The 13,764-nt window shown below is 66.0% G+C and carries 11 protein-coding genes; 2 read left to right on the forward strand and 9 right to left on the reverse strand.

What is annotated here, in order from left to right; all coding sequences use genetic code 11:
- Positions 1-74: 74 nt before the first annotated feature.
- The 3 genes from H1R19_RS19290 to H1R19_RS19300 form a co-directional block, all read right to left on the reverse strand.
- Positions 75-1,565, reverse strand: coding sequence for an aldehyde dehydrogenase family protein (locus H1R19_RS19290; protein WP_188331217.1), 1,491 nt, complete (start codon positions 1,563-1,565; stop codon positions 75-77).
- A gap of 88 nt (positions 1,566-1,653) precedes the next feature.
- Entirely contained in the window at positions 1,654-2,442 is a 789-nt protein-coding gene (locus H1R19_RS19295) for an enoyl-CoA hydratase/isomerase family protein (protein WP_244970765.1), read from the reverse strand.
- Between the two features lie 71 nt (positions 2,443-2,513).
- Entirely contained in the window at positions 2,514-4,478 is a 1,965-nt protein-coding gene (locus H1R19_RS19300) for a flavin-containing monooxygenase (RefSeq protein ID WP_223205591.1), read from the reverse strand.
- A gap of 293 nt (positions 4,479-4,771) precedes the next feature.
- Here H1R19_RS19300 and H1R19_RS19305 point away from each other — a divergent pair, with 293 nt between their 5' ends.
- Positions 4,772-5,518: an IclR family transcriptional regulator gene (locus tag H1R19_RS19305; protein WP_188331220.1), complete on the forward strand. Its 747-nt coding sequence runs from the start codon at positions 4,772-4,774 to the stop codon at positions 5,516-5,518.
- Here H1R19_RS19305 and H1R19_RS19310 read toward each other — a convergent pair.
- The 6 genes from H1R19_RS19310 to H1R19_RS19335 form a co-directional block, all read right to left on the reverse strand.
- Positions 5,488-6,258, reverse strand: coding sequence for an enoyl-CoA hydratase/isomerase family protein (locus H1R19_RS19310; protein ID WP_188331221.1), 771 nt, complete (start codon positions 6,256-6,258; stop codon positions 5,488-5,490). The two genes, H1R19_RS19305 and H1R19_RS19310, sit on opposite strands and share 31 nt — an antisense overlap.
- Positions 6,259-6,419: 161 nt before the next feature.
- Positions 6,420-7,538 (reverse strand): NDMA-dependent alcohol dehydrogenase, encoded by a 1,119-nt coding sequence (locus tag H1R19_RS19315; RefSeq protein WP_188331222.1) that lies wholly within the window; start codon positions 7,536-7,538, stop codon positions 6,420-6,422.
- A gap of 242 nt (positions 7,539-7,780) precedes the next feature.
- Entirely contained in the window at positions 7,781-9,109 is a 1,329-nt protein-coding gene (locus H1R19_RS19320) for an MFS transporter (RefSeq protein WP_188331223.1), read from the reverse strand.
- Between the two features lie 642 nt (positions 9,110-9,751).
- A complete protein-coding gene (locus H1R19_RS19325) occupies positions 9,752-10,873 on the reverse strand; it encodes an FUSC family protein (RefSeq protein WP_188331224.1) in 1,122 nt (373 codons plus the stop codon).
- Between the two features lie 28 nt (positions 10,874-10,901).
- The gene (locus H1R19_RS19330) at positions 10,902-11,345 is read right to left on the reverse strand and encodes a DUF3151 domain-containing protein (protein WP_188331225.1); all 444 of its coding nucleotides are present in this window, start codon (positions 11,343-11,345) and stop codon (positions 10,902-10,904) included.
- 209 nt (positions 11,346-11,554) lie between these two features.
- Positions 11,555-11,767 carry a hypothetical protein gene (locus H1R19_RS19335; RefSeq protein WP_219849845.1) on the reverse strand — a complete coding sequence of 71 codons (213 nt, stop codon included), beginning with the start codon at positions 11,765-11,767 and terminating at the stop codon, positions 11,555-11,557.
- A gap of 82 nt (positions 11,768-11,849) precedes the next feature.
- On the opposite strand from H1R19_RS19335, the gene H1R19_RS19340 reads away from it, so the two are divergent.
- Positions 11,850-13,727 carry an Rv0361 family membrane protein gene (locus tag H1R19_RS19340; protein WP_219849846.1) on the forward strand — a complete coding sequence of 626 codons (1,878 nt, stop codon included), beginning with the start codon at positions 11,850-11,852 and terminating at the stop codon, positions 13,725-13,727.
- The last annotated feature ends 37 nt before the right edge of the window (positions 13,728-13,764 follow it).

A 13,764-nucleotide genomic window follows, 5' to 3' on the forward strand; every position in this document is an offset into this window, starting at 1 on the left:
GACAACGGTGGCGCACCTCATCGAGGTGCGCCACCGTTGTCTTGCGCGGATCGGCGAAGGCCTATCCCGTCATCTCAGCGGTCGAGTGCCTCCAGAACCGACTTGGTCTCGAGATAGGCGTCGAGACCTTCGAAGCTTCCGTCACGGCCCCACCCGGACTGACGGTAACCGCCTTGCGGCACATGGATTCCTCCCGCACGGTGCACGTTGACCCCCACCCGGCCGGCGCGCAGGCGTCGTGCCACGGCATGCGCCGAGCCGATGTCGCGCGTCCACACGCTGGCGGCGAGGCCGTACTCGGAATCGTTGGCGGCCGAGATCGCTTCTTCGACGTCGTGGATGCGCATCGCTCCGATGACCGGGCCGAAGATCTCCTCGCGAACCACCTTCATCTCGGAAGTCACGTCGGCCAGCACGGTCGGTTCGAAGAAGAACCCCTTGCCGCCCACCGGCGATCCACCCGTCACCAGCCGCGCCCCGTCCGCGAGACCGCTCTGGACGTACCCATCGACAGTGGCGAGTTGCTTCGCCGAGATGAGCGGCCCGAGTTGGACACCGGGGTCGGTGCCGTAGCCGATCTTGAGTGCTCGACCAGCCGCTCCGACGCCGGCGACCACCTCTTCGTAGATGTCGTCGTGTACGTACAGACGCGTGCCCGAGGTACAGATCTGCCCGGCGTTGTAGAAGATCGCGGCGGCGACCGCGGGGATGACCTTGTCGACCTCCGCATCGGCCAGCACGATCACCGGCGACTTCCCGCCGAGTTCCAAGGTCAACTTCTTGAGGTTTCCCGTGGCGGCGTGAACGATCGACTTCCCGACCGCAGTCGACCCGGTGAACGACACCTTGTCGATTCCGGGATGCGCGGCAATGGCGGAGCCCACCGCTTCTCCACCACCCATCACCACGTTGACCACACCGCTGGGGACACCGGCCTCTTCGAGAATTCGGACGAGCTGCAACGCGGTCAGCGGTGTTTCGGATGCCGGTTTGAGCACACATGCACACCCCGCGGCTAGCGCCGGCGCGATCTTCTGGGCAGCCACGACGAGCGGCGCGTTCCACGAAGCTATGAGCCCGGCAACGCCAATCGGCTCCCGAAGGGTATAGGAGTGCACGCGCCGCTCCGCCGGACCGATCTCCAACGTGCGCCCATGGATCTTGTCCGCGAGTCCGGCGTAGTAGCGAAACGCTGCCGCGGCCTCGCCGACCATGGCGAACGCATCGGCGATCGGGAGGCCGACATTCCGGCTTTCCAGACGGGAGAGCTCGTCACGACGGGACTCGATCAGGTCGGCGACCCGCCATAGGACGACGCCGCGTTCGGCGCCGGAGAGCCGCCGCCAACGCTGGTCGTCGAAGGCCTCACGGGCAACTTCCACCGCGCGGTCGACATCGCTCGCGGTGCCGCGGGCGACCCGGGCGATCACCTCTCCGGTACCTGGATCGAAGACATCTCCCGTCGCGCCGGTCGACGAGTCGACCTCCTCGCCATCGATGAACATTCCGAGCGTCGCTGTGGACCCGAGCCTTGCGCGGTCGGTCCCGATCGCCTCTGCGGTCATACGTTTCCTCTACTTCCGTGGCAGGCCGATACGCGAATTCTCCGTTCTGCGCTCGGCGAGCCGGACTTCACTGAACTCGGCGATGTGACTACGAACCGGTGAACACGGGATCCCGCCGTTCGCGGGCTGCGGCGATCCCCTCCCGGAAGTCGGCGGTCAGCTTGAGCGTCGTCTGATCGTGCCAGTCACGCTCGAGCGCACGCTTGACCTCAGCGACGACGTCGCCTTGCAGACGCTCCCGGATCGCGTGCACGGCGAGCGGCGCCGCCGCAGCTATCCCCGCCGCCAGAGCATGAGCCTCGTCGACAATCGCCTCGTCGGCCGCGAGGCGATCGCAGAGACCCATCGCGAAGGCCTCTTCGCCCCGCACGGTGCGCCCTGTCATCAGCAGTTCGCTCGCACGCTGCATCCCCACCAGTCGCGGCAGTGTGTACGACAGCGCGAAGCCCTGGCTGAAGCCGAGACGCGAGAAATTCGCGGCGAATCGACTGCTGGCACCGGCGACGCGGAAGTCCGCGGCCAGCGCGAGTCCCAGGCCACCGCCCACCGAGGCACCCTGCAACGCGGCGACAACAGGCAGCGACCGGGCGAAGAGCCGCGGAACCATCTCGTACAGCGGCGAGGAGGCGGCGCCAGGTGCTGCGGTGTCATTGCTGGCGAAGTCCGCGCCGGCACAGAAGTGTCGGCCTCTGCCGACGAGCACGATCGCACGTGCCCCGCGTGCGCTGAGCTCCTCGAACCCCTCGGCCAAGCGGCCGAGGAGCTCCGCGCTGAGATAGTTATACTTGCCCCTCTCGAAGGTCAACGTACCGACGTGGTCGTCGCCGACCTCGGTCTCGATGACGATTTCTGGGTAGTCCTGGCGTTCTTCGTCCACGTGCGACATTCTTTCTCGGTTGCGGCGGTCCTGCGAAATCGACTGAGCAGCAGTGCAATTCACGGGTGGGATCACACCCTCGCCGGCTCTCCCACCGTTTCGTAGTCGTCCAGTCCGGCCTTGCCCAGCAATTCCCAGAACTCGACGAGCTCCCACGGATTGTTGGCGACGACGCGCCCCTTGCCGTTTCGCACGTAGGTGGTGATGTTCGGGAGCGTCCAGATCATCTGCTGATGCCTCTCCTGAATGGCATCGTTGTACTCCTCGTAGATCTCCCGGCGACATTCGACTTCGGAGACACCCGCCTCGAACATCTCGCGGAAGATCTTCAGGACGTAGTCGATCTGGCATTCCATGACGAAGATGAATGCGCCTCCGTGACCCAGCTGGGTGTTGGGACCGTAGAGAACGAAGAGGTTGGGGAAGTCCGGGACCACGGTGCCGAGGTAAGCCCGGGGGTCGGTGTCGTCCCACGCTTCACGAATACTGAGCCCATCGCGCCCACTGATCGGCAGCGTGGACAGCATCCGGGCGACGTTGTAACCCGTTGCCAAGATGATGACATCGACCTCGTGGATCTCGCCGTTGCGCGTGTGGATGGCGTTCGCGGTGACATGGTCGATACCATCGTCCGCGTTGTCGACGAGTGTCACCTCGGGACGCGTCACCGTGCGGAACCATCCGTTGTCCAGCAACATGCGCTTCGCGTACGGCGGGTAGTCGGGGATGACGCGATCGGCGAGGTCCTGGCGGTCACCCAGCTCTTCACGGATGTATCGCTCGAAGAACCGACGGTGTCCGGCGTTGATCTTGTTGATCGAGAGCGACGTGTCCTCCCAGTTCGGATCCTTTTGCAGGGACGGATACGTCTTGCTGTCGAAGATCCAGCTGAGCCGCAGTCGGTACCAGTACTGGTACAGCGGAACTTCGCGCATCAGGAACCGAATGGGATCGGGGACCGGCTTGCGGAACTTCGGGAAGGGCGCGGCCCACTGCCGGCTCCGCTGGAAGATGGTGAGGCTTTCGACTTCGTCGACAATAGCGGGGACCAGCTGCATCGCACTCGCGCCGGTGCCCACGACGGCAACCCGTTTGCCTCGGAGATCGAGCGTCGAATCCCACCGAGCGGTGTGGACGACAGGCCCGGAGAAGTCGTCGAGGCCCTCGATCTTCGGAATGATCGGTTCGGCAAACGCGCCCACAGCACTGATGAGTGCCGTGGTTCGCACAATTTCCTCGCTACCGTCCGGATTACGGAGGCGGCTGGTCCACACGTGCTCGGTCTCGTCATACTGCGCCGAGAGAACCTCCGTCGAGAACCGGATTTCCTCGTAGATACCGTTCTTCTCTGCCACTCCACGGAAATACGATGCGATCTCCGATTGCGCAGGGAAGTATCGACTCCAGTCGCCACCGTCAAAGGTGTAGGAATACAGATGGCTCGGGGTGTCCACGCTACAACCGGGGTAGCGGTGCGAGTGCCACACACCGCCACTGTCGTCCTGCTTCTCGACGATGATGAACGGAATGCCGGCTTGCTTGAACTTCACAGCGGCAGAGATGCCCGACATTCCCGCGCCCACGATCAGTGCCTTGAAGCCATCGGGAACGCTCTCCCGAAGTGACACCTCCCGCGGATCCATGAACGCATCGAGCCGCGCGCCCATGATCCCCGCGTACTTCTCCGGAATGGGCGAGCCCTCCGACACCGCCATCATCCGCAGCAGCAAGTCCGCCGAGGGGCGGGGCACAGCGATATCTCCGGTCCTGCGCCAGTCGAGGATCGCTTCGTAGGCGCCTCGGCGGATCTCTGCCTGAATCGACGGCTCGAGACCACCGGTGTCGTTGTCGTCGACGCCGCGACTGCGCACCGGGAGGTACGGCGCCTTCAGCCACTGTTCGTCTCCGGTCAACTGGACCAGCACGAGCAGCAACGTGGGGACGTTCGCCAGCTGAATCGCTTCGCTCAACTGTGCTTCGAAGTCGTCAGCTCCCGACGACGACCCGATCTCGATGTCGTTCGCAATATCGGTCAAAGCCAATCCTTCCATCTGTGGACTCGATCGCAGCGGATAGCAGCGTCAGGGTCTCGGTCGCGTGTGAGCAAGGCAGGTGCGTTCGTAATATCGAACGCTCACTCGCAATGCTGAACATGCTACTCATGAAGTGTGACCCAGGTCAACAGACACCCAGGAGGTAATCGACAGCTCCAGACGGGCTTTCGACCCCCGAGAAGGTTCCGGCGACTTCGCCCTACTGCGTGGTACCTTCCGTACGACGTGCCGCATTGTCGGACACTGGAACACGGCGCCTTTAGGGGGACCTTCACATGTCGAGCGAAGCCGCAGGGCACGACAGAGCACTGGGCGAACATCGCACCGTCAGTCGAGTGATGGCCATCATCGAACGCGTTCTGGCAAGCGAGCCGAGCGGAATGAGGTTGGCGGACGTGGCGATATCAATTGACGCGCCGAAGTCTTCCATCCACGGCCTGTGCAAGGGTCTGGTCGCGACTGGTTACCTGCGCGAGGATTCGGGTCGATACTTTCTGGGGCCGGCGATCTCGAGTCTGCTGGCGGCCGGCAACAACGTGCTCCCGGCCGCGTATCGTTCGGCCCTCCAGGAGCTGACCGAGCGTTGGGGCGAGACAGCACTGCTCGTCACCCTCGTGGGCGACAGCATCGTGTACGTGGCGAAGGAAGAGCCGGACACGATGGTCCGAGCATCACCTCCGACCAACACCCGCTTCCCCATGTGGCCTCGAAGCAGCGGAAAGGTCTTTCTGGCCTATATGGAGCCACGCCGCCGTAACGCCTTCCTGGAGAGGACGTTCAGAGATCCGGCGGAGCGCGAGAGTGCGCGGCGCGAGGTCGAGGCAATTCCCGCGACACGGATAACCAGTCGCATCGAGGGCGCGGAAGCAGGTGTGGCCACCCCCGTGATATTCCGGGGTCTTCCGGTCAACACCGCCCTCTCGATCGTCGGGCCCGCCGAACGCATGCGGGGCAAGACCGAACTCATCGCAGAGGATCTGCTGAAGACCGCTCAGACCCTCTCAAACGAGGTGTCTTCGTAGCAGTTGGTGGCGCTGGCAGTCTGCGCCAGCAGAGAAAAGCCCTCGCACACACCAGCGCTCGGTTCCATCGCGGCCTGCCGAATGAACAGTCGCTTCGTGGTCGCCAGGACATCGCGGTCGAGGGACGCATAGCCGGCCGCCACGTCGATCGCAGCGGTTACGACATCCGTCTCCACCGCTCTGTTCACCACGCCACGGGCAACCGCCTCGGCCGCGCCGAGGGGGCGCCCGGTCGTCACGAGTTCAAACGCCAGCGCTCGGCCCAGCCGCATCGCACTGGGCATGACCATCGACGGCACAATCCCTTTCGGGAGTTCGGGATAGGCGAGAGAGAACCCCGGGCCGGCGATGATCAAGTCCGCACTCAGGGCCAACGCCGCGCCCGCACCCGATGCCGCGCCCTGGACGGCAGACACGACGGGGATCGCTGCCTTACTCGGAGCCTCGAGAACGTCTGCCAGGATCTTCGCGCGAGCAACAACCCGATCATGTTGCGAGACAGCGAATTCCTTCGTATCTCCGCCCGCGCAGAAGCTTGGCCCATTCGCAGCCAGGACGATGGCCCGGATGTCCGCGTCCTCCGCCGACACCCGGAGGGCCCCCAACAACGTGGACAACAGCCGCGTGTTCAACGCATTCCGCTTTTCCGGTCGATCGAGTCGCAGGATGCGTATCCGACCTCCGTCCACCTCTCGGTCCTCGATCAGCACCCGGCCGCTGTCCATCGCCACTTCCGTCATTCCCTCTCCTTGCGTGCAAACCTGGACTGTTGTGGCAGGTGCCGAAACCGTCCTCGCGTCAACATCATCGGTTGGTGTACCGACAGCGGCCAGCAGGGCATTCACGACCGGATCGTGGGGCCGACGTTCACCCGCCGGCCCCTCCGATCAAGAAGTTCTACTCACAGCGCGTCATGCAAGACGACACCACGAAGGCTCGAGCCGTCGTACATCGCATCCCATCCGTCATTGATCTCGTCCAGAGTGAACGTCCTGTTGGCCAACTCGTCGAGTTTCAGACGACCCGCGCGGTAGAGATCGGCCAGCAACGGAACCGCCGTCGTCGGCGACATCGCGCCGTACAGACAACCCTGAATTCGCTTCTGGAAGATGGGGAACTGGATCAGATCGAGCATGGCAGTGCCCGCGTCCCGACCGGGGACCGCGGTGACGACGAGTGTCCCCGCCTTCCGGATGGAATTGAACGCCTGGGCCATGTACTCACCCTTCAGGAGACTCGTCGTGATGATCGCGACATCCGCGCCCTGACCACCGGTCAACGAACGCGCGAGATCGGCCGCTTCGTCTATGGACGCCACCGCGTCGGTTGCCCCGAACGACAGCGCACTGTTACGCCGGAACTCGATCGGATCGGCCGCGATCACGCGAGCCGCGCCCGCATGGTGCGCCCCCTGGACAGCGTTGAGGCCCAGGCCCCCAGTACCCATGACGATGACGACGTCGCCAGGCGCGACCTCGCCCGCGTTCACGGCGGATCCCCAGCCCGTCGGCACACAGCAACCCAGGAATGCCGCAGCCGTCAACGGGATGTCCTTGCCGATGGGGATGCAGCATCGCTCGGGCACGACGCTCATCTGCGAGAAGGTGCCCAGGAAGCATGCCTGTGCGACGTCCTGCCCGTCGAAATGCATCCGATGGGTTCCGTCGAGCATCGCGCCGGTCGGAATGAGGGCGCCGAGATCACAGAGGTTCTGCATCCCGCGGGCGCACGAACGGCATCGTCCACATCCCGGCACGAATGCGGTGACGACGTGGTCACCGGGCTTGACGGAGGTCACGCCCGGACCGACGGCTTCGACGATCGCCGAACCCTCGTGCCCTCCACAGTAAGGAAGGTGCTGCCGCTCGCTGTCTCCGGTGGCGTGGTGTTCGTCCGAATGACACAGGCCGGTGGCGACATTCCGGAGAAGCACCTCGTTCGCCTTGGGCTCGTCGATGTCGACCTCGACGACCTCCCACTTCCCGGGGATCTCCATCAGCAGTGCAGCCTTGGACTTCATCAGTTTCCTTCCGTTGTTCGTTCTGCGGCGATCGACAGAGCCAGTGCTCTGTACCGCCTTGCGGCCGGTATCGAGTCTGCTCGGAGACTCCGGCTTGGACCTTTAGGTTGCCCTGGCACGAGATCGGCCTGACATTGGTCGCGCGTCGACCCGCAAACCAGCGCGAACCGCTCAGGCGCACCGTGCCGGGCTGGCACCGTGCGCCTGAGCGGATCAGCGCGTGAGCGCCGGGTCGAACCGCATCACGTATTCGCCGACATCGTCGGTCGCTCCGAAGGAATCGTCTCTGCGGTCGGAGCGTCGTCACCGGAGTCATCTGCGTCGATCTCGAGCAGATCATGCTGCGAGTTGTCGCGAACAGTGGTCATCACGAGAATCGAGACGACGAGGATCGGGAGCACGACCCAGAGGACCGCCCTGCTGCTCCCCGCCGACGCTGCCACCGCCGTGGCGATGAACGGTGCGGGCGCAGCGAAGAGCAGATTCGCGCACTGCAGGCCCATGGCCGAACCTGCGAAACGGTAGCGGGTCGGGAACTGCTCGGCGAAGAGTGCCGGCTGAACGCCCTGGAGCAGCTGAATCGAGCACAACGGCAGCGCGACGATGAGGGTGAGGACCACGAGATTCACGTGTGCCCCGAGGAGGAAGAAGAGTGCGACGCCGACAAACGCTCCGGCCAGCCCGGCGAACATCGGGAGCCTGCGGCCGCGAATATCACTGATGTGGCCGCCCGCGACGACGCAGAAGCAGGACATGGTGTTTGCGATCAACAGGATGATGAACGTTGTGTTGCTCGACAGGCCGACGGTTTCTCGCAGTTCGGTGAGGCCATAGACGGACACCAGGTAGTAGCTCATCGAGGGGCCGCCCCACACCAGCACCAGCTTCAACACCTCCAGCGGCTGACTCGCGAGCACGGCGAGACCACCACCGTGTCGAGCACCTTCACCTGCCGTGGCCTCCTGCTCGGCGAGGAACACCGGGGTCTCATCAAGCTTTCGACGGATGTAGAAGGTCACCGCGATGAGAAGAATGCTGCCGAGGAACGGGATACGCCAGCCCCACGACTCCCACTGGCTTTCGGTCAGCACCGCGGTGAGGACGACCAGCAGCAGATTTGAGACCGCCTGGCTGATCGGCGAACCAGCCGCCACGAACGACGCCATCAGGCCACGGCGGTTCTCGTCCGAATGCTCGATGACCATGATCTGATTTCCGGTGATCTCGCCCCCCAACGAGAATCCCTGGATAAACCTGAGCGCGACCAGGATCGCCGCGACCGCGATGCCCTTGCCGGTCGGGAGCAGGCCGATGAGGATCGAGCAGCCTCCCATCAGGAACAGCGTGGTCACCAGAACAGGTCGTCGGCCGATGCGGTCACCGAGATGACCGAAGACGATCGCACCGAGGGGGCGAGCCGCAAACCCGACGCCGAATGTCGCGAACGACGCGAGCAGGCCTCCGGTCTCGCCGAGGTCACTGAAGAAGAGCTTCGGGAACAGCGTCGCCGACAAAATTCCGTAGATCGTGAAATCCATGAACTCGAGGGCCGACCCGAGCGCGCCACTCACGACGACACGCCTTTGCATCTTCTTGTCCGACTTGGTGACCGGCGGCGCCGAAGCGCTCGTGCCTCGCGCCGGCGATGGCGATGAATCCAAGGAAGTTACCTCCGCTAAGTAGCAACGCGGGCGCGCCGCTCAGGTCTGTCATGGGGGTTCGACGCCTCACTCAGAAGTCGAGATTCTGATCGAAATGCCGTACGCCCATACGTTAAACCGTACGCGAGGACGTGTCAACGGTCACATCCGAGGCCGTTCAAGCGCGCTGTCACGCGCCGCATCGCTTCACAGAGCTCCGGCCGACAATCATCGCGAGCAACAACGAGACACGGGCCTGACCTGTGCCTTTTCGCGCAATCGCGTAGAGAAGATGTTTCGCCGAGCTATCCCACACCACACCTCCGTCGCCGATGTGGTCCCGCTTATCGGCGTCGCCGATACGGGCGAGCGAGTTCACCGGGTTGCCGAGTAGCGAGGTCCACCACGAGGCGACGAATAAGGACCACTGCCGGAGCGCCATCGGCCGCCGACTCTCCGCGGCGGCAGCGGGGCCCGGGGGTGCGAATGCGAATGTGGTTGCCACACGTTACGGCCGGCATCTGCGGAGATTCGCCTATGTGGCAACAGCCCTACCCGCGGCAGCCCGCGGCGTCAGCTCCGCAGGGTGGCGAGCGCCGACGACCGGCGCAGCCCGGCGGTCATCAGCAGGTCGACGAGCAGCGACCGGATCTCGGCGAGCAGGGCCGCCTCCGACAGTTCGCTGGGCGTGATGAGATCTGTGCGCGCCTTGCGCACGATGCTCCGGATCACGCGCGCGGCTTCGGCCTGGTCGGGTTCCTGCCCGGGGTCGGCCATCATCATCGCCCGCAGCACCTCGAATGCGCCGGCCAGATCGTCGATGATCTCGATCAGCGCCGGCTGCACGGCACCGCCGCGCTGCGTGATGGCCAGTGAGCGTCGCGCGATGATCCGGAAGTTGCGTACTGCGTTGTCTATCGGATCCGCGGTGGCCGAGATCCGGTCCAGCCGCATTCTGGACCCCCAGTACAGCGGGGAGATCCGGGTCACCTCGCGGCCGCCGGACATGTCCAGGCGCATCTTGTTGATCGCGGCCTGGGTGCCGCGCCCCGCCTCCAGCGCCGCGGTGATCTTGTCCGGGTCACCTTCGCGGAGCCCGACGGCGAGCGAGCGCGCGGCGTCGCGGATCGTGGCCAGGACGCCTGCGGCATCCCTGCGTGCCCGGCTCGCCGGGTTCACCGGCAACAGCGCTCCCACGAGAATTCCGACGAGGCCGCCGATCAGCGCATCGAGCGCGCGGTGGAAACCGGCCACACCGCCCGGCGGCAACAGCGTCGCGACGAGCGCCGCCGACGACGCCGCCTGCATCGGTATCAGCGGCCCGTCGTCGAGGAAGACCGCGACCGTCATCGCCAGCGCGACCACGACCATGATCTGCCAGGCCCCCTCCCCGACCTGACCGATGAAGAGGTCTCCGATCAGGATGCCGATCGCGACTCCGCCGACGAGCTCGACCGACCGGCGCCACCGGTGACCCAGGGACAGCCCGAGGGAGATGACCGCGGCGATCGGCGCGAAGAACGGGTCGGGGTGGGTGAAGACCTCGACCGCGATCCACCAGGCCACTCCGGCGGCGAGCGCACACTGCACGATGGGCACCAGCGAGACGCGCAGCCGGCGCAGGCGTTTCTTCAGCGGCGCGGGTAGGGAGTTGAAGGCACGTCGCGGGCGCGACGCACTCGGGGTACCCGGCATCAGGCGATGTCTGCGTGAGCCGGTCTGATCACACCAGGCCGAGCTCCGCGGCCGCCCGCGGATCGCTGTCGTTGAGCAGGTCGAGGCACCTCAGGTGCTCGTCCTCCTCCCCCACGAGTTCCGCGGCGCGCGCGAGCGCACCGACGCAACGCAGGAAACCGCGGTTGGGCTCGTGACTCCACGGCACCGGGCCGAAACCCTTCCAGCCGTGGCGACGCAACTGGTCCAGTCCGCGGTGGTAGCCGGTGCGGGCGTAGGCGTAGGCGGCGATGACCTCGCCGATGTCGACGCTGTCGCCGGACTTCGCCGAATCGAGAGCCGCTTCGGCCAGGTACGCCCACGCGATGGAGGCGGTGGGGTTCGCCGCCGCGACCTCCGCCGGGGCGGCACCGTTGAGCAGTTCCGATTCGGCGTCGTCGTCTCCGGTGAGCAGTACCGGTTGCGGGCCGAGGAGATCTCCGAAAGACGTCATGCCCTCTATTCAAGCACCGCGCCGTCCGGGGGCGCCCGTTCGACCGAACGCCCTAGTGCTGGATCAGGAGGCGATTCGCTAGGGTGAAGGGCGCAATCGGTCCTGCCGCCTCACACCAGCCAGAGGGCGTCTGGCGGCCGGACCGAAGTCGTGCGATGTGGGGAAATAAGGGGTGATCAGTCCTTGGCTCGATCAACGGGGCCTGGATCTCAGGGGCCGAGAACTGCTGTCACCAAGGCCTTGTCGGCGCTGCGGCAGGCACGCGACGACCGTCGTACCCGCCGGCCCGCGACGTCGTACCCGCCGGCGGTGACCGACGTCACCCCGGCCGGGAGTGCACCCGCGGGGGACGCGCCCGGAGGGGCACCGCGACGCGACGCCTCGCCGGCACCCGGAGGCGAATCCGCTTCTGGGGCAGACACCGAGCGTCGTACCCCCGATACTGTTCCGACCGGCATCGACGCCGTGACACAGAGCACCAGCAGAGAGGGCCGCGAGCCAGCTGTGGACGATCCCACCCAGAACGACACCGCCGAGAACCAGACCGATCAGGACAAGGCGACCGGGAACCCGTCCCCGTCCGGCAGTGCACCCGAGTCCAGCAGTGCCCCCGAATCCAGCAGGGCACCCGAATCCACGGGTGGCGAGCGCCCAGCACCCAAGCCGAAGGGCGGGCGGGGCATCGACGGCGCCACCCAGGTGATCAGCCGCGCCAACCTGCCGTCGATCGAGGACCTCGAAGATCTCGACGACATCGACCCCCTCGGCGGGGACGACACCCCCGGCGACTCCCCGTCTGACACACCGACCGACAACGATGCCGCCGACAACGACGCCGCGGCCGCCCCCAAGCCGCGGCTGGGTCCCAGCGACTCCAAGACCACCGTGATCCGACGCGAGGATCTCCCCGACCTCACTGAGCTCGAGGACCTCGACGACATCGACCCGACGGCGCCCGCCCCCGCGGACGAGGCCGACGAGACCGAGACCGACGAGACCGAGACCGAGACCGACGAGACCGGGACCGTCGAGACTGAGGACGATGACGAGACCTCCACCGGGACCGCCGTCGCCGCCGGAGTCGCCGCAGCCGGCGCTGCCGCGGTGGGCGCTGCCGCGGTGACCTCGCAGGCCGACTCGGGAGACGACGCAAACGAAACCGGCGCGGCGGACACCGCCACCGCGAACGACGCCGGTACTGAAGCCGATGTCGATGCCGACGCCGATTCTGAAGCCGCCGTCGACGCCGATGCCGGGACCGACGTCGAAACCGAGACCGGCACAATCGAATCCGAGTTCGAGTCCGCGGACGACTCGGCGGACGACTCCGCCGAGGACTCCCTCGCCGGTGATGAGGCCGAGGCAGTCGACTCCGAAGCACCCGAGCCGGAATCAGCCGACGAGGTCATCACCGACGACACCGAGCGTGACGACAGCGAGCGTGACGACAGCGAGCGTGACGAGAGCGACGGCGATGTCGCGGAAGCACCGACCGCAGCGATCGCGGTGCCCGCCGGCGAAGAGACCGACACCGACACTCACACCGACTCCGACACCGACTCCGACTCGACCGACACCGCAACAGCCGACACCGCGGCGATCGCCACCGACGCCACTGACTCCGACGCCACTGACTCCGACGCCACTGACTCCGACGCCACTGACTTCGAGGAGGCCGAAGCCGAGGAGTCGTCGGACGCCGAGACCACGGTGATCCCCGCAGCGGGTGCGGGAGCGGCGGCCGCCGCCGGGGCCGCCGCCGCCGCGCGGGCCGGTTCGCCGTCGACCGATGAGCGGATCGACACCACGCCCGAGCCTGCGGTCACGTTGTCGAAAGGCGAGCGGGTCGAGACCGAGCGCCAACGTGCGGTCGCACCGTCGACCGGCGAGTGGACGACCACCGCCCACGAGCCGAAGGTCATCCCGGGTAGTCGCCCGCCGAAGAAGAAGCGCGGCAAGGGTCTGCTGGTCGCCGCGGCGGCCGTCGTCGTGGTGATCGCGGCCGTCATCGGCGGCATCTTCGCCTACGACCAGCTCCAGGGCCCTCCCCCTGCCGACGAGGCGGCGAGCGTGGCCATCGACTACACCACCGCCCTCTACGAAGGTGACCTCTCCACTCTGCGTTCGGTGACGTGCGGCGAGCTGAACGCCTTCTACAGCGACTTCGACGAGGCGGCGTACCAGCGGACCTACGACGCCCAGCGCGCACGTAACGAGCTCATCCAGACGCAGGCGATCAACGCGGTGCGTGTGGTCGAGGGCGGGCAGATGGCCGTGGTCGAGGTCATCGCCGTGCACACCAACACTCCCGATCGTCCGGAGACGGTGACGCTCAACCTGCAGCGCGAGGGCGACGACTGGAAGGTCTGCAACCCCACCTGAGGCAAGGATCTCCTCCCCGTCGGTCGTCTCTGGGCCG

The organism is Gordonia jinghuaiqii (genome assembly GCF_014041935.1).
Classification (GTDB): Bacteria; Actinomycetota; Actinomycetes; order Mycobacteriales; family Mycobacteriaceae; genus Gordonia; species Gordonia jinghuaiqii.

What these genes read in the sequence shown, in the direction of transcription:
- H1R19_RS19290 (WP_188331217.1), bottom strand. Translation starts at nt 1,565, where the DNA reads ATGACCGCAGAGGCGATCGGGACCGACCGCGCAAGGCTCGGGTCCACA.
- H1R19_RS19305 (WP_188331220.1), top strand. Translation starts at nt 4,772, where the DNA reads ATGTCGAGCGAAGCCGCAGGGCACGACAGAGCACTGGGCGAACATCGC.
- H1R19_RS19310 (WP_188331221.1), bottom strand. Translation starts at nt 6,258, where the DNA reads ATGACGGAAGTGGCGATGGACAGCGGCCGGGTGCTGATCGAGGACCGA.
- H1R19_RS19315 (WP_188331222.1), bottom strand. Translation starts at nt 7,538, where the DNA reads ATGAAGTCCAAGGCTGCACTGCTGATGGAGATCCCCGGGAAGTGGGAG.
- H1R19_RS19325 (WP_188331224.1), bottom strand. Translation starts at nt 10,873, where the DNA reads ATGCCGGGTACCCCGAGTGCGTCGCGCCCGCGACGTGCCTTCAACTCC.
- H1R19_RS19330 (WP_188331225.1), bottom strand. Translation starts at nt 11,345, where the DNA reads ATGACGTCTTTCGGAGATCTCCTCGGCCCGCAACCGGTACTGCTCACC.